Source organism: Streptomyces sp. SYP-A7185, assembly GCF_046103685.1.
In the GTDB taxonomy this organism is placed as follows: domain Bacteria; phylum Actinomycetota; class Actinomycetes; order Streptomycetales; family Streptomycetaceae; genus Streptomyces.
The window spans coordinates 9693465-9709350 of record NZ_CP122310.1 but is presented as its reverse complement, the minus strand read 5'-3'; the positions used below and the strand labels follow the sequence as shown (position 1 = coordinate 9709350).

The window sequence follows — 15886 nt, the reverse complement described above, 5'->3', positions numbered from 1 at the left end:
ATACGTTAGGGCAGCCGTAGGCCGTAGTGCTCCAGCACGGATGCGGTGAGGACGAGGATCGGGTCGGCGTCACGGCCGTTGCGGTGCAGGCGGGCTTGCCCGAGCTTCACCTCGGTCAGCGTCCAGTCGACCACTCGCCATCTTGGGGCGAATCCGGCCCGGACAGTGGCCGCGTCATTCACCAGCGCCAGCAGAAGACAGAAGTGTACAGTTCTGTCATGAGTGAGACGCTGCCCATCACCGAGGCCCGTGCCAAGTTCGGCACCCTGGTCCGCCGGGCCTCCCATGGCCGGGAACGCATCACGATCACCGACCACGGCACCCCCGCGGCCGTACTGATCAACCCCCAGGAGCTCGCCGACCTCGAAGACGCCTTGGCGCTCGCGCAGTACCGCGCGCGCCAGGCTGCGGGAGAGGTCACCGGAGTTCCCCATGCTGAGGTCCGCGCTCGATTGGGGCTGGAGCACACGGCTTGAGCCACACCGTCATCTGGGACGAGCCCGCCCTGAACGCAGCCGCCCGGTTCCTCAGGGACGACCCCGAGGGGCTGCGCCAGGTCGTGGACGCCATCGACCTGCTGGCCGACGATCCACGCCCCGAAGGCAGCACAGCGTACGGCTCGCCCGATCTGCGCCGGATGCATGTGGGCCGCTACCGGATCATGTACGAGATCACCGAGGACAGGGTCAGCAAGGAGAAGACCGTGACCATCGTGGTCATCCACCTCGGGCGAGCGGGGTAAGCGAGGCAACGACCCCTCCGGCGCTCCTGCGCCGGACGATGCCCACCGGGACGTCCTGACCCAGCTCATCCTGCCCACCTGGACCCGCAACGCAATACCGCACGAGAAGCCGGTGGTGGCGGCCGTTGCCAGGCATTCCAGCACAGGCAAAACCCGGCCGCCCACCGTGCTGCAGCCGGTACTGGACCAACACGGCGGCGCGGTCATCGTCGGCCGGGACTTCTACAAGAGTGCGCACCAGCCCTACGGCAAACTGCCGACCGGGGGGCGCCCGGGCGGCCGACACCAAGGTCCGTGCAGATGAGCAAGGTTGAGGACCACCTCCTCACACACCGCTACGACAGATGAGTGGAGACAGTCCTGGCCGACGCGGACGAGTGCCGCCTGGCGGCGAGGGCGTACCGGGTGGCCGCCGACTGCCGCATCGAGGTCGTCGCGCTCACGGTGCCCGAAGCCCTCGGCCGACTCCGCGCGGCGCCGCCCCGGACCAGACCACCAAGCCCACCCGCACCACTCCGAAGCCATGATCAACCTCATAACCCGCGGCCTCACCACTGAACGGCCCCGCGCCGGCGCGGCAACGGGCTCGATCAGCCGGGTGTAAGTGCCGCTGGTGGTCAGGTCCTGGTCGGCGGAGCGAAAGACAACCGCTTTGAGCGTGACGTTCAGGGCCCTCTCGAAGCGGCTGCCTGTAAGAAGAGCATTGCTCTGCCATTTTCCAGCCGTGATCATGTGCCGAATGCGATTCTTTCCCGCCACTGCGGACTCCACCGCCCTGGGCCGTGCCGCCGCGTACGCGGCCGACGGCCCCATCACCGCGCTCACCGCTGAGAAGATCCGCGACGAGCTCGGTGCCAACAGTTCCGCCCGGAATGGGTCTGGCTTGCTGAGGATGAGAACGGGCACGTCCTTTTTGCCCGTGCGCTGTGGTGGGGCCGTGCCGACAGCGAGCGCCCCATAGCGCTCGATTACCTTCAGGTCCGCTCCACCGTCACCGATCCGGTCGCCGTTGCCACCGGGCTCCTTGAGGCCGGGCACGCCGCTTTCGGCGCGTGCCTGTTGTACAAGTTCATCCTCCCCGCTGACTGGAGCACCCGGCCGCAATTGGGCGAGGCGATGGCCTGGCGTCGTGAAGCGGGCCTGCGTACTGGGCAGAGCCGGGATATCAGCGCCTGAGATACGTGTGGACTACGGCGGCGGGACTGCCCGAGGCCGGCGGTCGGCTGACGTTCCGCGAGGGCAGCGGCAAGACGTTCTTGGAGGCCTTTGCTCAAGTGTCGGCCGACAGCCTCGACCAGGCCACTCGCTGCGCACAAGGAGCGCCAGGCAGCTGGCCGAAGAGGACATGAGGTTCCCTCGACGGCCCTGGCGAGCGCCCCTGGTGGAGGCGTGGTTCGGCCTGATGGCCGGATGGCGAGGACGGGACGGCCGAAGGGGCCGATCCGGCCATGCCGAGCGCGGCGCGCAGGTCGTTGCTGCACCGGGCGTGGGTGGCGCAGGCCTGCGCATCGCCGGAGGCCTCCAGGGCGGTCTCCCCCAGTTCGAACAGCGTGAACAACCGGTCATCCAGGTCGTAGTCGCACTTCCGGCAATGCGGATGGTGGGCCTCGACGCACCTCGGCGTCAGGGGCTTTTCGTTCGCACTCTTCCCGCCTCCAGCTGGCGTCCGACGGCCTCATGAGCCAGCGTGAGGGCGTCATCAGAACCCAACCATGGACTTGTCGAACACCCCGCCCAGCGCACCGTAAGTACTGCAGCGAACCGAGTGCCTCGCCCTGCGGCGCAACCAAAACCCCACGACGAACGACAACGCGAGAAACGCGCCGAGGATCAGCGCCGCGACCGGGTCATAGACGAAGAACGCGAGGCAGGCAACGCCAGCCCAGACAAGGATCGGCAGGAGCGAACCGCGTACTACCGTCCAGAACTTGATCCGTTCCGGCCCCGTCGGCAGCACCCTGCCATGCCACACCTCGATGTGGTTCCTGGTCCCACAGTGCTCCGGTCGCATGAAGTCATCACACCACCGACCGCTCGAAATCTGTGCGGTAATCCGTCAGAAACTGCCTGGCGCTGCTGAAATGGGGTGCCGTGGTTGCGGGGCGTTGTGAGAATCGAGGGCATGGGTATGTGGGTCGATACGTTCATCGCGCCTCCGTCACCGTCGCTGCTCTCGCGGGTGGAGTTCGCGCGTCTGGTCGTGGACCTTGGCCGGGAGCGGCTGGTGCGTACGCCGTGGATGCTGCTGGCCGGCACCTTGTGCGTGAATGCCGGTCTGGGCTGGGGCAGCGTCGTGGGGCGCGCCCGGTTCGAACCGCCCGCGATCGGCACCGAACTCCGCTCCGAGGACGGCGTTCCCGACCCCGGCAGTGAACCGCCCCCATGGGGTGCTTCGGTCGAGCGGGCACTCCTCCTGGCCCGCGGCGAAAGCCTCGACGGCCTGGCGCCCGCCCTGCGCCAGGCCCCCTACGGACGGCAGGACCTCGCCGTCGTCTTCCACTGCCTGGACTTCACTCACCCCGCGATCCTGGACCACTACTGGTACGAGGACGAGCGGACCATGCTGGCCTGCTACGCGCTGGCCACGCCGCAAGACCGGCCACTGGAGGCAAACACGTGCGGCCGCCCCGCAGGTCCCGTGCACCCCGTGCAGACCTGCGTGGTCAACACGTGGAAACACGGCGACGGCTCTGCCTGCCCGGCCATCGAAATGGTGACGGCCCGGCACCTGGGCCCCGCTCTGGTCACCGGCGTAACCTGGGGGTAGGTCTCGCCTGGTGCCTGATCTTCCTTCTGCACCGGCGCCGAAAGGTTCGGGTAGCCCGAAGATGAGATCCCAGCCGGCTCTTTGACCGGCGCTATTTGCTCGGAGGCCCCCACAGGGATTCGCGTTCCTCGGGAGTACGTACGCGAGATCCGGTGGCACCCCGTGCTCGGATTCCGTGAGCACCATCCGACCAACGCGCCTTCTTCGCCTCCTGGTAGCAGGGCTTGAGCAGGCTGTTGTTGGCGCGCCCCGTCCACGAGTCGTGGCTACGCGGCGGCCCGGTGAGGTGCCCCTGGCGGATCAGCTTCTCCAAAAGCTCCATGTGCGGGTGGTCGCCTGTTGCCGTCGCTGCTGTCGTCAGGCATTTCAGCCCAGGTAAGGGCTTTCACGGTGTTGCAGGAAGTGTTGGAGCCTGAGTCGTTGGGTGTGGTGCATCGGCAGCTGCTCGATCTCTTCCGGCGGTACATACCGGATTTCGGTGGATTCATCGGAGATCTCCAGCTGGCCGCCGGTGATGCGGGCGGTGAAGCAGACGTTGAACTGTCGGCGGACCTCGCCGTCGGTGTAGGCGATGATGTGTTTCGGGTCGGTGTAGGTGCCGACCAGGCCGGTGATCTCGACGTCGAGGCCAGTCTCTTCCTTGACTTCGCGGACAGCCGTGCCTGGCAGGGAGTCGGTGAGGTCCATGCCGCCTCCGGGCAGGGCCCACAAGTCGTTGTCGCGGCGGCGCTGGAGGAGGATGCGCCCGTGGTCGTCGGTGACGACGGCTGAGGCGGCGACGACCATGCTGTTCGGCTCGGGGCCGTTCGGGTCGTTGTAGTACTCGGTTCGCGCCACGGTCAGCCTTCCTCTCGTACAGGGGTTGCCGTCGCCCACACCGCGTCGAAGCTCTCGGCGTAGGTGTCGAACATGCCGCTCTCCTGGTGCCGGCGAAGATGCCACACGGGGGCGGCGTAGGCGTTGACGCCCCAGACGTGGGCGTTGACGAGTTGCTGGTCGTCGGCCCGGTAGAGGGAGTTGTAGAGCGTGGTGCCGTGGGTGCGGACTTCGATGCCGGGGGCGTCGGCGAGCGGCTTGTAGTGCATGAGTGCGAGGCAGCAGCGGGACCGGACGCAAAGCCGGTCCTTTACGCGATGCAGTGCGCCGTGGACGAAGAGACCTCGCCGACAAGCGAGGACTTCGCCGAACCGCAGCACTGGGTCCTGCGGCACTGCGGCCAGAACCCGGACCACCACACCTACCGGGAGATCATCACCCGCCCCTGGCGGACTCGGCGCCGGACGTGACCCGCTTCGCTCGCCCAGGCGCTGAACCGCGCTGGCCCACCCGTCTCCCGTCCCTGCCGGGCGCATGCGACTCGTCTCCACAACCAAGCTACCGCCCCACTCGGGCCACCCCCTCAGCCCCCTAACAGCCAGCCGAGCGACTCTCTGGCGCCCGCGTTGCCCTCGACTGCTGCCGTCAGACGCCCCAGCGGTCCCACCGGAGCACTATCGAAGGGACCGCTGGGCATTCATTGCTGGCTCGCTCCATAAGGAGCCGTAAGTCCCCAAGAAGCAGCGAGGTCAACGTCGTCGACGAATCCGCCCACATCGAATCACTTCCATTCCACAACCCATCCCCCTTCCGTGAAGAAAGCGATCAGTGACGGATAATCCTCAACCCACTCGTCTCCACCAGAAGTTTTGAAGTGTTCATCAGCGGCCGTAAGAACGAGATAACCCGGAGGATCATCCGGAAGTTCCTTGATGAAGACGAACCTGCCTGCCTCATCACCGTGCGTGATCTTCCCGAGCACGCCAATCTTGATCACCACGGACTCGCCCCTCTTTCACGCGCCGACGTCTCCAACGGGCTGGACAGTTTCTGCAGGGACTGTCCAATCAACGGTGTAACTGGGGTTGTTGAGGTTAGTGGCGTGCTGTGCTGAGTCGGCCGTCGAAGGTGATGTCGAAGGCGTTCAGTGCTGTCTTCCAGCGGCTCGTCCAGCGGGCCTGTCCCTTGCCGGTGGGGTCCAGCGACATGATCGCCATGTAGACGCATTTCAGCGCGGCCTGCTCGTTGGGGAAGTGGCCGCGGGCCTTGACGGCCCGGCGGATCCGCGCGTTGACGGACTCGATGGCGTTGGTCGTGCAGACGATCCTGCGGATTTCGGCGTCGAACCGCAGGAACGGAGTGAACTCCTCCCAGGCGTTCTCCCAGAGCCTGACGATCGCCGGATACTTCTTGCCCCAGCTGTCGGCGAAGCCGGCGAACCGCTCCAGCGCGGCGTCCTCGGTCGCGGCCGTGTAGATGGGCTTGAGGGCCTTGGCGATCTTGTCCCAGTCCTGGCGGGCGGCATAGCGGAACGAGTTCCGCAGGAGGTGGACCACGCAGGTCTGGACGATTGTGGCCGGCCAGACGGTCTCGACTGCTTCGGGCAGGCCCCGCAGGCCGTCGCAGACGAGCATGAGGACGTCACCCACGCCGCGGTTCTTGATCTCGGTCAGGATGTGGAGCCAGTGCTTGGCGCCCTCGCCGCCGTCACCGGCCCACAGGCCCAGGATGTCCCGGCGGCCCTCTGTGGTGACGGCCAGAGCGACATAGATGGGCCGGTTGGCGACCGCGCCGTCGCGGATCTTCACGTGGATGGCGTCGATGAAGATGACGGGATAGACCGGGTCGAGCGGGCGGTTCTGCCATTCGGCCATGCCCTCGAGGACCTTGTCGGTGATGGTCGAGATGGTCTGGCGGGAGACGTCGGTGCCATAGACCTCGGCCAGGTGGGCCTGGACCTCGCCGGTCGTCAGGCCCTTCGCGGCGAGCGAGATGACCATCTCGTCGACGCCGGTCAGACGCCGCTGCCGCTTTTTGACGATCTTCGGTTCGAACGATCCGTCCCGGTCGCGCGGGACGGCAATCTCCACCGGGCCGACCTCGGTCAGCACCGTTTTGGAGCGGGTCCCGTTGCGGGAGTTGCCGCCGTTCTTGCCTGCCGGATCGTGCCGGTCATAACCGAGGTGATCGGTGACCTCGCCCTCCAGAGCCGACTCCAGAAGCCGCTTCGTCAGCTGCTGCAGCAGACCGCCCTCGCCCGCCAGCTGGAGTCCTTTGGCCTGGGCACGGCCGATCAATTCCTCGATCAGCTGGTCATCCACCGCCTTCACCGACCGCGGGACAGCCACCTCTGAACTCTCGTCTCCAGGCGTGTTGTTACTGGTCATCAGTGCATCCTCCATGATCAGGAGTTACACCGTTACTTTTACAGTCCCTTTCTGCACCCCGTTCCTGAAGAAGTTCCGCATCATCGACACGGACAAGTACCTGCTGGACCCGCAGCTTCGCCTCTTGTCGGCGTACAAGTGAACGTGCGCCACCTCGTACGGAGGAATGTGCTCCAAGTGTGGTGCGGTGATGGGGCGCGAGCCGTGAGTCTGCTGCTGTCGGTTCGGGGTGGCAGGGAGGCGGCTGGCGGTGGTCTTGGATCCACATCGGTGGCTGGAGTTGAGGCGGTTTCGTCCGCTGTATGAGTCCGGTGCGATGAGCCTGCGAGAGATCGCTAAGGAGACCGGGCTGAACCGTCGGACGGTCAGTAAGTACTTGAGGGCTCGGGCTCCGGTTGCGCCGCCAAAGCGGGAAGGGACTGGTCAGCGGCCTCGGCGGTTGGTGGACGAGGTTGCACCGCTGATCGATGCGATGCTCAGGTCCGAGGTTCTACTCAAGGCGTCGGTGATCCATGAACGTCTGGTCCAGGACTACGCGGTCACCATCAACTACCAGCGGGTGAAGCTGTATCTGCAGGAAGCCCGGCCGCGGATCGCGGAGGAGCTGGGCATCAGTCCCGGTGAGTTGGCGGGTCTGCACCGGCGGTTCGAGGTCGTTCCAGGTGCTCAGGCCCAGGTGGACTGGGGCGATGAGGGCAGGGTCCTGGCTCATGTCGGCATCCCGAAGGTCTTTTCGTTCCATATGACGTTGTCGTACTCGCGTGATCCGTTCTGCTGCTTCACCACCAGCCAGGATCTGGCGACGTTCTTCGACTGCCACCGCCGCGCGTTCGCGCACTTCGGCGGAGTGCCGATGAGCATCGTTTACGACCGCACCAAGACGGTGGTGCGCCGGCATGTCGCTCCAGGTGAGGCAGTCCCGCTGCACCCGGAAGCGGTCGCTTTCGCCGGGCACTACGACTTCGACATCGACGTTCTTGCCGCTTACCGGCCCCAGGGCAAGGGCCGGGTCGAGCGCCAGGTCGGCATCGTCCGGGACCACGTGCTGGCCGGGCGGGCCTTCTCCTGCGTCGAGGAGATGAACGCCGCCTTTGCGGCCTGGGTCCCGCTGCGTCGGTCGAAGGTCCATGGCACCCACGGCGAGATCATCGGGCATCGCGCCGGACGTGATCACACGGCTCTGCGGCCGCTGCCGACAACTCCGTATGTGGTTTCCCAGCGGCATCTGCGGCATGTCGGCAAGGACTGCCTCGTTGCCTTCGACGCGAACCTCTACTCGGTTCCTGCCCGCAAGGTCCGCCCTCGCCAACTGGTCGAGATCCGGGCCACGAAGTCCCAGATCACGCTGCATGCAACGGTCGCCGACCTGAACGGCCAGACGCTGCTTGCGGCCCATCGAAGGGCGGTTGGACGAGGCGCCCGCATCGTGGATGAGACCCACTGGGAGGGTCTGCCCACCGGCGCCGGCCGCCGCGTCACGACCGGGGACGACCTCTCCTCTCCCCGCCGCGGCCAGCCTCTGGGAGTGCCGAGCGGCCCGCTGCAGAATCTGCTGAACCGAGCCGCCGTCGCAAGTGTCGAGGTCGGCCGTCGTCCGCTGTCTGTCTATGACGAGCTGACCGGCACTCGTCCCTTCACGACCAACGCACCGACGAAGGAAGTCCGTTGAGCGAGCTGACCAGCAACCGCATCCGCTCCACCGCCGGCAAGCTCGGCCTGCCGCATCTGGCCGAAGCCCTGAACCAGTACATCCAGCGGGCGGACGAGGCCAAGATGGGCTATCTCGATCTGCTTGATCTGGTGCTGGCTGAGGAACTCGTGGTCCGTGAGGATCGCCGCTTCCGCAACGGGCTTCGGCTCTCGAAACTGCCGCACCATAAGACCCTCGAGGACTATGACTTCTCGTTTCAGCCCGATCTTGACCCGCGCAAGGTCAAAGACCTGGCCGCGCTTTCCTTCGTCGAGGACAAGGCCAACGTCGCCCTGCTCGGGCCGCCTGGAGTCGGCAAGACTCACATCGCTGTTGCCCTGGCCGTCGCGGCCTGCCGGGCGGGCTACTCGATCTACTTCACCAGTCTCGACGACATGGTCCGCCAGCTCAAGGCTGCCGAAGACCAGGGCCGGCTGATGAGCAAGCTCACCAGCTATCTCCGCCCCGCCGTCCTCGTCGTTGACGAGGTGGGCTATCAGCCTCTGGAGCGGGCCGAGGCCAACCTAGTCTTCCAGGTCATCTCCAAGCGCTACGAAAAGGGCTCCATCATCCTGACGTCGAACAAGACCTTCAGCGAATGGGGACAGGTCTTCGGCGACGAGGTCCTGGCCACCGCAATCCTTGATCGGCTCCTGCATCACTGCGAGGTTGTCCCGATCAACGGCAACAGCTATCGACTCAAGAACCGCCTCCAGGCCATCGAGCGGGACACCGAAGTGGCCTGAGCAGTGGTGCACATACCTTCGTACTCAGTGGTGCACTCAGACGAGTACGCGGACACCTCTGCTGCACCGATCTCCTCTTCGGACACCGGGGGCAGCAAACTCCGGTGCGACAGCGGCGCGTGCTCCGCCAGCCACTGCTCGATCCGGGCCCACGCCGCCTGCACCCGCTCTGTCTTCTCGCTCATGCGGGCACCGTATCGACGACCGGCAACCCACCAACCCCGGCTCCGGCCACTACCGCACCGGCAGTGTGCCAGACGCACCATGAGGCACCCACGGCCCGCAATCGGGGGATGTTCGTGCTGGCCAGCTAACCGACGGCTGCCACCGGCTCGTCGACTACTTCTCCCCCGCTCTCGCACCACTGCTCGAGCGGGCCGGGCCAGCCGGGCCATGAAGGTCGATGGCACTCGCATGCCTCCTGCTCACGGCCCTGCAACCAGCCCCGGTCCGCTACGCCAGTTCCCGTGGTGCTGACGCCCAACACCGGTCAGTGCCCGCCGAGCTGAGTTAGCTTGTTCCTTAATCTCTTTCCTCCGTTCAGTGAGACCCGCGGGGCATCCGACCGTCTCGCCGACGTCGTAGCGGGTGGTGGGCTGGCGGTTTCTGGAGCCAGGTGGTCGTCCGGGTCCGAGGCGGGTGGGTTTCGGCCCATGGGCGTCGGCGAGGTGGAGGCGGATGGGCCGGAACCCACGGCGTGACGACGCGTAGTGTGCTTATGGTCTCTGCATGTTCGAGACGATCCGGTGGCGCTGCCACGTACGCGCCAATGACCGTCGCGGGGTCGAGCGCGTGGTCGGGCGGCTTGCGGCTCGCCTGGACAGGCCCATGCAGATCGAGGCCTACGAGCGGTACTGGAAGTACCCCGAGCTTGCCGAACTGCGCCTGATTTCACCCCTTGAGTCGGTCAGCGCTGATGCCGCGCTCCTCGCCGTCCTTCGAAGCGCCTGGCGGATCGCGACACCCTGGGCTCTTGGGGCCCCCGGGTCGGATGGTGAGTTCGACGGAGTCGCCTCGGTGAACAGCGGCTCACGCTTCACCGTCGCAGGAGTCGAGTGGATGGAGTTCTACGTCACCGACCGACGGTGACACAACACGCATCAGCTCTACTGAGTCCATCGCGCCCATCTGAGACAGCGTAAACATGCACCCTGATCTCCCGGATACGCGCCTGGGTCACCGACCGGGACTGACTGACCGCCCCACCAGCTGCCCTCATATGCTCCGGATCTCAACCCAGCCGAGGGGGTCTGGTCGCTGCGGTGCCACTGGCTCGGCAACGTCGCCGTCACCACCCCCGACCACCTCCCCCAGAGCGTCAGACGCGGTCTGCGCACCATCCAGCACCGCAGCGATCTCATCGACGGATGCCTCGCCGACACCGGACTCACCATCCGCGATCACCCTGACGGCATCACGCTTCAAGCTCAGAAGTCCGCATTGAGTTTCCTGCTGTCCAGACCGAGACCACGCTTGGGCTCGTCGGTCTCCCGTGAGCCCGCACCGGCGCTTCGCCTGACGCTCACACAGCACGCAGCCGAGGAGTACCGGGCGCGTCCGGCTCCTCGACCTCGTCGGAGGCCGCGGCCGCCTCCTCGACGACGGTCGCGGCCGCCTTGGCGTGCTGCGCCTTGCGGTCCTCGAAACGGCTCTTGAGCTTGATGCCCGCGAACGTCAGCCCGCTGCCCGCCGCCGCCGACGCCGCGGCGATGCCCGCGACCACCAGGTTCGCGGAGCGTAGGTCCGCGTGACCGACGACCTTGTTGCCGGTCCCGCGCAGCAGTGCCCGGAGCGCGCCGGGCGTGCTGGAGTCTGACAGTGACGTCCAGTTCGGATGCTCGACCACCATCAGCGAGCACCGGAGGCCCTTCTTGACCCAGCTCATGTCCATGGCAGCACTGTATGGGCGCTCCCCTGCGCCGCGAGGCGAAACGTGAGTGTTCGCCCGGCTGGGAGTAGCGCCAGCATCTGGCCACCGGCCCAGGGGATCGAAGGGCTGAATCTTCCCGGCGAGGAGGCCTGGGTGGTCAAACACGTCGTTGCCCCCCTGCCCGTCCTGGCCCACGCACTGGAGATAGCCGGTGGAGTTGAGAATGACCGTACGCGGCTCGCGAGTGGGTTTTGAGATCACGTGAAACGAGGCAGGTTCCACGAATCAGCCATCTACCCAATGCTCATGTTTCGGTACACCGGTGCTGAGGCCCCATTCTTTCGGGCACCCGGGCCCCCTTTCGGTGCGGCCATCAGGCAGCAAGTGGCGCCTCGGAAATGCAGAGTAGAGAGGCGCGCGCTCGCCGGACCAGCGGATAGAGCGATCGAGTGTCCCGAAGCAGACAACGCAGATCAGGGGCGGACCGTGACCCGGCGAGCGGGGAGTGTACCGGCGGCAGGTGCGTTGCGGCTGGTGACGAGGACCTCTCCGGTATCCGAACTCCCAGCGATGTGCCGAATGACCGGCCGCGGCGGGCCATTCGGCACGCACGACAGACCGGCGCAACAGGCTCTCGAACCAGTCAGCGCAACGTCGAGCGAGCTCATCGACCGTGCCAGAGGCCTGGAAGAAGCCGCGCTCGCCTGACTCCTGGAGGTTGAAGAGCTGATCGGAGACTTTCCCGGCCTGCACGTGCGTGCCGTAAAAGTACACGGCCCACTCACCGAGTATCACTCGGTGTTCTTCATCGAGGAGAGAGACCCGGACGAGCAGTGACGAATCATCCTCGGGCCTTGAGACGTCGCTGGGAGCCCATGACACCCGCCATGCGGCGGCACGGCAACGCAGAGCTGCAAGGAAGGCGAGTTCGGCCTCGTCGAAATCCCAAGGCTCCCTGTCATGCTCCGCCGAATCCTCAACCTCAAACCAGATGCTGTTGTCCACACACAGACTCTAACCTTGTCCTACCGCACCAGTAATCCAACTGTACTGCCCCATTACCGCTGTTCAATGGATTGCTCACTAGAGAACTGAGCTCCATCATCAACTTGCTATCGGTGCCCGTGCGGGCCCTGGACCATCTAGGCGAGCATGGCTGCCGCCCTCAAGAAGGACACCCCCGTCACCTGGTCGGTCCCCTTCCTTCCGGGCATGGAGAGCGCGGCGAAGCAACTACTGGCCCAAGACGTCAAGAATGCCGGCGGGGGCCCTTCGTCACGCTCCCTGGCAGACCAAGACCCGAAAGGGAAATGAACGACGCATGGCCGAGCACGAAGTCGATCTGACGGCCTCACCGGAGGTCCTCGCCCAGCGCAACCAACTGGCCGAAGAAACCTGCCGCTCGCTGGCCCAAGCCGGCATTCCGGTACACCGCAGCGGCCCGGGGGGCGGGCCCCAAGAAATGCCCGGCGCTGAGGTCCACGTGGAATCCGCCGCCGACGGCGGTGTGCTGGTGGAATGGAACACGGGCGAAGAACTGACAACCACCGCCGCGTCGCTCCTGGAGGGCGGAGTCGACCCCTCGAACCCGCGCTACGCCCTCCGCCACTACTCGACCGTCCATGTATGCATGCGGGACGCTCTTCTGAAGATCCTCGCCTCGGCGGGATTTACCGTCGAAGAAGCGGACCCGCACAGCTACGGGGATGCGGTTATCGTGCACCGCTTCCACCAGCCCTGACCAGGCCCCAACACCACTTCGCTGCCGGATGAACCGCCGGGTGTGCCCCCTGCCACCAGGCAGGGGGCACACCGCTTCTGTTTACTCGGGTCGAACCCCCGACCCGACGGCTCCTGGCGGCGCGCGTGCTCGCGGGCCACGACCAGACACGCACAAAGCCGCACCCCTAGCGTGACCCTCCGTGAGACCTTGCGGGCTGCCTGACACAGCCCGGCAGAGCGGGCATCCTGGTCACATGCCGGACACGCCGTGCACCGCGTGCGGAGGAACAGGGCTGACCGAGCACGAAGAACACACCGTCGAAACCGACGAGAACGGAAAACAGGTCCCGGTGGTGCGTCGATGGACCGGGCCATGCAACACCTGCCACGGCAGCGGCCAGGGCTGAACGGACGGAGAACCATGCGATCGATCTACGTGTGCATCGGATGCGCAGCGATCTACCTGCCCCCCGAAAGCATGAGCTACCCCAGCCTCGGCCTCACCGCATCCACCGCACACTGCACCCGGCGCGACTGCACCGCCGCGGTCCGCGAAACCGTCGCCCTGTCCGGCCTGCCCGAAGCCAAACTCGGCGAACTCGCCCGTCGCGCACTCGGCCTCGAAGGCCAACCCCGCCGACCACGCCTCAACCACCGGCCGGCCCGCGGACGCCGCGCCGCAGCCGCACCCGGTGGCGGACGCGGCAAACTCCACTAACGGCAGCCAGAACCCGCAGGCAGGCACGCAGAGCCGCTCTCCAGCATGCTCCTCCCCCAGCACCGTCAACCCCAGCCGCAGATCCGGCACATTCCGCTTCGAGCACACCAATCGATGCTCGATACCGCAGCCCTGATGCGTTGCGGGCGAACTCACCCCGTACACGGCCAGTTTGCCGCCAGATGCGGCAACCGATAGCCCGCCGATACCGCATGTGTTCTCGACCGCGGGGATGGTCCCGGTTCCTCGGTGCACGGTGATGGAAGGTACTGGCGCTGCCCGCTCACGCCAGTAACAGAAGGCGACTCACGTCTGCAGATTGGACCAGCCAGGGCCATACTCGCGTGCACAGGGAACCGCTCGCGAGTTGCGCACGAAGAGTCTTGATCACACCGCCGAGAAAGTGCGTAGGACGCTCGGATCGACCTACGAGCCTCGTCGCCGACACCCTGGTGTTTCCGAGCGCTGAATGGGTCGTGTGCAACTCGCGCCTCCTTGCGCATAATTGAGGCTTTCGCCACATCCCGCCGCTTCCCGCTCGATGAGTTCGACGTGTCCGAACGCCCCCCTCACGCGTGTCCCTTCAGCCCCGAGGACGACCACAGATACACACTGCAGGGCGTGCCCATCTGTGTGCACCCTGAGAAAGTCAGCCTTCCGCCCACGCAGTACAAGGCAAACGGCGCGACTCTCTCAACGGACCTCGCCCTGCCCGCTGACGTCGCCGACCTCAATTGCTAGCTACGGGAGTTAGTGCACGGCGCAGCGCCTGGTGCGCCGGAGCTACTGATCGACCTGGCCGACCTGGCCGACCTGGCCGACCTGGCCGACCGGGAGATCTGCGGCCCTTCCCGGCCGTTGACGCGACCTTGGCACTGCGCGGTGCGTTCAACTAGCGCTCCTGGTCGGCCGTGGGGAAGCCCGGAGCGAATCGGCGGCCGCCGTCGAGGATGCCGATCTGACTGTACTTTGTGGTGACGACCCGCTTACGCCTGGCGGATTCCTCTTTGCCGAGCCCATAGCGCTCGTCCACGGGACGGGGAGGTCATCACTGCCGGTCAGCGATCACGAGCAACGTGTCCGCCGCTCGAGGTCCGTCAGACTTCGCCGGCAGCAGGTCGACCGCGATGTTGGTGAATCCGGCTTCGTCGAGGGCCTTCATCCATACCTGCTCCTGAAGGACCCAGCGGCGCAGCCAGGCAGTCTTTCCCTCGGGAGTCTTTGCGGGGATCTCGGCTGCCAGCAGGTCCGGTTGGGCCGGGGCGCCGTTCAGGTAGTGGGCCAGGGTGGAGAAGACCAGCCGTCCGCCCGGCTTCAGCGCAGCGGCTGTCGTCGGCAGTAGCTCGCGCGGATCGGTGAAGTCGACGGCCCCGAACACGCTGTAGAGGACGTCGTAGCCGCTCTTCGTCGCCTGAAGGTGGGGCACGACGTCGGACGGCACGATACGCAGGCATGGGGTGAGGTTCGCGAACAGGTCGGTGGCCATCTCGTACTGCGCGGGGGAGGCATCGATGGCGACGATCTCGGCGGGCTCGTGGTGGAGGGCCAGATGTGCGGCGTGCCGGGCGGCTCCGGCGCCGAGGTCGCCGACCACGTGTCCCGTGAGATCACCCAGCACTTCGCAGCCGGGGCCGCCGTCCTGGCTCCAGATCCAGTGGAAGGCATCGGGGACGGCGCGGTCGCTGCCGGCGCGGGTGCGGCCGTAGTGGTGCCAGAGGTCTGCTGAGGTCGTCATCCGCATTATCTTGACCGGTGCGGTCTGACGTTGGGCTGGTTTGGGTCATCCTCCCCCGGCCGAGTGCCGTGCCCCGGCCGGGGCCGGTCGGGGCACGGCTCTGTCGCTGGTCAGTGCGAGTCGTTTCCGGGGTGGCAGGGGCCGCACGGGGCGGCGTCTACCCACAGCGGCAGGTCGACTTGCCACCCGTCGGCGGCGACGGTGTGGGCCGTCCGCATCACCGAGCCGTCGTTCTTCATTTCGATTTCGGGCACGTGGTGCAGGAAGCGGCCCTCGTTGAAGCGCTCGCACAGTTCGGCGTACGCCACGGTGTCGAGGATGATCGTGTGGACCCCGATGTCGACGAGCGTGCTGGGCGCGAGCCCCAGCCCCTCGCCCCGGTGCCGCATCGCGGTCAGCAGGTACGCGTAGCCCTGTTCGAGGACCCGAGCCGCCATGATTGAGTCGTACGGGTAGTCACGCACGAGCAGTCCGACCTGCTTGTCCCACAGAACGGCCGGTACGACCTCCCGAGCGGAGCGGACCGAGTGGCTCACCGGATCAGTGGTCACAGGAGTTGCGACAGTGGTTGCCATGATGCCTCCGATGGACGAGCCCCGTGGTTCGGGGCGGTGCACCCAGCACAGCGCGGCCCCTCGTCCCACAGTGGTCATCAGCCGTTCTGCGCAAAGGCCTTGCACGTCCTGCAAGCAA

Annotated in this window: 18 protein-coding genes and 2 pseudogenes; 10 read left to right on the top strand and 10 right to left on the bottom strand. The window is 66.3% G+C overall.

What is annotated here, in order from left to right; translation table 11 throughout:
• Positions 1–5: 5 nt before the first annotated feature.
• Positions 6–182 (bottom strand): hypothetical protein, encoded by a 177-nt coding sequence (locus tag QBL25_RS43145; protein WP_409062453.1) that lies wholly within the window; start codon positions 180–182, stop codon positions 6–8.
• A 36-nt stretch (positions 183–218) separates the two neighbouring features.
• On the opposite strand from QBL25_RS43145, the gene QBL25_RS43140 reads away from it, so the two are divergent.
• Both QBL25_RS43140 and QBL25_RS43135 read left to right on the top strand, forming a co-directional pair.
• Positions 219–476 carry a type II toxin-antitoxin system Phd/YefM family antitoxin gene (locus QBL25_RS43140; protein ID WP_409062452.1) on the top strand — a complete coding sequence of 86 codons (258 nt, stop codon included), beginning with the start codon at positions 219–221 and terminating at the stop codon, positions 474–476.
• Positions 473–742: a type II toxin-antitoxin system RelE family toxin gene (locus QBL25_RS43135; protein WP_409062451.1), complete on the top strand. Its 270-nt coding sequence runs from the start codon at positions 473–475 to the stop codon at positions 740–742. The genes QBL25_RS43140 and QBL25_RS43135 overlap by 4 nt, the downstream gene beginning before the upstream one ends.
• Before the next feature lie 1699 nt (positions 743–2441).
• Here QBL25_RS43135 and QBL25_RS43130 read toward each other — a convergent pair.
• Positions 2442–2753, bottom strand: coding sequence for a hypothetical protein (locus QBL25_RS43130; protein WP_409062450.1), 312 nt, complete (start codon positions 2751–2753; stop codon positions 2442–2444).
• Between the two features lie 111 nt (positions 2754–2864).
• Between QBL25_RS43130 and QBL25_RS43125 the strand changes: the two genes are divergently transcribed.
• The gene (locus QBL25_RS43125) at positions 2865–3509 is read left to right on the top strand and encodes a hypothetical protein (RefSeq protein ID WP_409062449.1); all 645 of its coding nucleotides are present in this window, start codon (positions 2865–2867) and stop codon (positions 3507–3509) included.
• A 366-nt stretch (positions 3510–3875) separates the two neighbouring features.
• Here QBL25_RS43125 and QBL25_RS43120 read toward each other — a convergent pair whose 3' ends face one another.
• Together QBL25_RS43120 and QBL25_RS43115 are read right to left on the bottom strand one after the other, a co-directional pair.
• On the bottom strand, positions 3876–4346 hold the full coding sequence (locus QBL25_RS43120; protein WP_409062448.1) for an NUDIX hydrolase: 471 nt from the start codon (positions 4344–4346) through the stop codon (positions 3876–3878).
• Between the two features lie 2 nt (positions 4347–4348).
• A pseudogene (locus tag QBL25_RS43115) lies at positions 4349–4621 on the bottom strand (XRE family transcriptional regulator); the annotation flags it as partial.
• A gap of 33 nt (positions 4622–4654) precedes the next feature.
• Between QBL25_RS43115 and QBL25_RS43110 the strand changes: the two are divergent.
• On the top strand, positions 4655–4795 hold the full coding sequence (locus QBL25_RS43110) for a hypothetical protein (protein ID WP_409062978.1): 141 nt from the start codon (positions 4655–4657) through the stop codon (positions 4793–4795).
• A 311-nt stretch (positions 4796–5106) separates the two neighbouring features.
• Here QBL25_RS43110 and QBL25_RS43105 read toward each other — a convergent pair whose 3' ends face one another.
• Both QBL25_RS43105 and QBL25_RS43100 read right to left on the bottom strand, forming a co-directional pair.
• Positions 5107–5325, bottom strand: coding sequence for a hypothetical protein (locus tag QBL25_RS43105; protein ID WP_409062447.1), 219 nt, complete (start codon positions 5323–5325; stop codon positions 5107–5109).
• Between the two features lie 94 nt (positions 5326–5419).
• Entirely contained in the window at positions 5420–6712 is a 1293-nt protein-coding gene (locus QBL25_RS43100) for an IS256 family transposase (RefSeq protein WP_409062446.1), read from the bottom strand.
• A 250-nt stretch (positions 6713–6962) separates the two neighbouring features.
• Between QBL25_RS43100 and istA the strand changes: the two genes are divergently transcribed.
• The 4 genes and pseudogenes from istA to QBL25_RS43080 all read left to right on the top strand — a co-directional run.
• On the top strand, positions 6963–8381 hold the full coding sequence (gene istA / locus QBL25_RS43095) for an IS21 family transposase (RefSeq protein ID WP_409054883.1): 1419 nt from the start codon (positions 6963–6965) through the stop codon (positions 8379–8381).
• Positions 8378–9148, top strand: coding sequence for an IS21-like element helper ATPase IstB (gene istB, locus QBL25_RS43090; protein ID WP_409054884.1), 771 nt, complete (start codon positions 8378–8380; stop codon positions 9146–9148). The genes istA and istB overlap by 4 nt, the downstream gene beginning before the upstream one ends.
• Positions 9149–9877: 729 nt before the next feature.
• Positions 9878–10237 (top strand): hypothetical protein, encoded by a 360-nt coding sequence (locus tag QBL25_RS43085; RefSeq protein ID WP_409062445.1) that lies wholly within the window; start codon positions 9878–9880, stop codon positions 10235–10237.
• 114 nt (positions 10238–10351) lie between these two features.
• A pseudogene (locus tag QBL25_RS43080) lies at positions 10352–10546 on the top strand (IS630 family transposase); the annotation flags it as partial.
• Between the two features lie 124 nt (positions 10547–10670).
• Here the strand turns inward: QBL25_RS43080 and QBL25_RS43075 are convergent.
• Both QBL25_RS43075 and QBL25_RS43070 read right to left on the bottom strand, forming a co-directional pair.
• Complete coding sequence (locus tag QBL25_RS43075; protein ID WP_409062444.1) at positions 10671–11039, bottom strand: hypothetical protein; 369 nt, start codon at positions 11037–11039, stop codon at positions 10671–10673.
• 264 nt (positions 11040–11303) lie between these two features.
• Positions 11304–12023, bottom strand: coding sequence for a hypothetical protein (locus QBL25_RS43070; RefSeq protein WP_409062443.1), 720 nt, complete (start codon positions 12021–12023; stop codon positions 11304–11306).
• Between the two features lie 316 nt (positions 12024–12339).
• Between QBL25_RS43070 and QBL25_RS43065 the strand changes: the two genes are divergently transcribed.
• Positions 12340–12759, top strand: coding sequence for a hypothetical protein (locus QBL25_RS43065; RefSeq protein WP_409062442.1), 420 nt, complete (start codon positions 12340–12342; stop codon positions 12757–12759).
• Between the two features lie 402 nt (positions 12760–13161).
• Entirely contained in the window at positions 13162–13458 is a 297-nt protein-coding gene (locus tag QBL25_RS43060; RefSeq protein ID WP_409062441.1) for a hypothetical protein, read from the top strand.
• Positions 13459–14506: 1048 nt separating this feature from the next.
• Here QBL25_RS43060 and QBL25_RS43055 read toward each other — a convergent pair.
• Both QBL25_RS43055 and QBL25_RS43050 read right to left on the bottom strand, forming a co-directional pair.
• Positions 14507–15193 carry a methyltransferase domain-containing protein gene (locus QBL25_RS43055; protein ID WP_409062440.1) on the bottom strand — a complete coding sequence of 229 codons (687 nt, stop codon included), beginning with the start codon at positions 15191–15193 and terminating at the stop codon, positions 14507–14509.
• Between the two features lie 110 nt (positions 15194–15303).
• Positions 15304–15768 carry a glycine-rich domain-containing protein gene (locus QBL25_RS43050; RefSeq protein WP_409062439.1) on the bottom strand — a complete coding sequence of 155 codons (465 nt, stop codon included), beginning with the start codon at positions 15766–15768 and terminating at the stop codon, positions 15304–15306.
• Positions 15769–15886: the final 118 nt, after the last annotated feature.

Excerpts from the sequence above, each read along its gene's own strand:
- QBL25_RS43100 (WP_409062446.1), bottom strand. The coding sequence starts at position 6,712 with ATGACCAGTAACAACACGCCTGGAGACGAGAGTTCAGAGGTGGCTGTC.
- QBL25_RS43085 (WP_409062445.1), top strand. The coding sequence starts at position 9,878 with ATGTTCGAGACGATCCGGTGGCGCTGCCACGTACGCGCCAATGACCGT.
- QBL25_RS43055 (WP_409062440.1), bottom strand. The coding sequence starts at position 15,193 with ATGACGACCTCAGCAGACCTCTGGCACCACTACGGCCGCACCCGCGCC.
- QBL25_RS43060 (WP_409062441.1), top strand. The coding sequence starts at position 13,162 with ATGCGATCGATCTACGTGTGCATCGGATGCGCAGCGATCTACCTGCCC.
- QBL25_RS43130 (WP_409062450.1), bottom strand. The coding sequence starts at position 2,753 with ATGCGACCGGAGCACTGTGGGACCAGGAACCACATCGAGGTGTGGCAT.
- QBL25_RS43050 (WP_409062439.1), bottom strand. The coding sequence starts at position 15,768 with ATGGCAACCACTGTCGCAACTCCTGTGACCACTGATCCGGTGAGCCAC.
- QBL25_RS43065 (WP_409062442.1), top strand. The coding sequence starts at position 12,340 with ATGGCCGAGCACGAAGTCGATCTGACGGCCTCACCGGAGGTCCTCGCC.
- QBL25_RS43140 (WP_409062452.1), top strand. The coding sequence starts at position 219 with ATGAGTGAGACGCTGCCCATCACCGAGGCCCGTGCCAAGTTCGGCACC.
- QBL25_RS43125 (WP_409062449.1), top strand. The coding sequence starts at position 2,865 with ATGGGTATGTGGGTCGATACGTTCATCGCGCCTCCGTCACCGTCGCTG.
- QBL25_RS43075 (WP_409062444.1), bottom strand. The coding sequence starts at position 11,039 with ATGGACATGAGCTGGGTCAAGAAGGGCCTCCGGTGCTCGCTGATGGTG.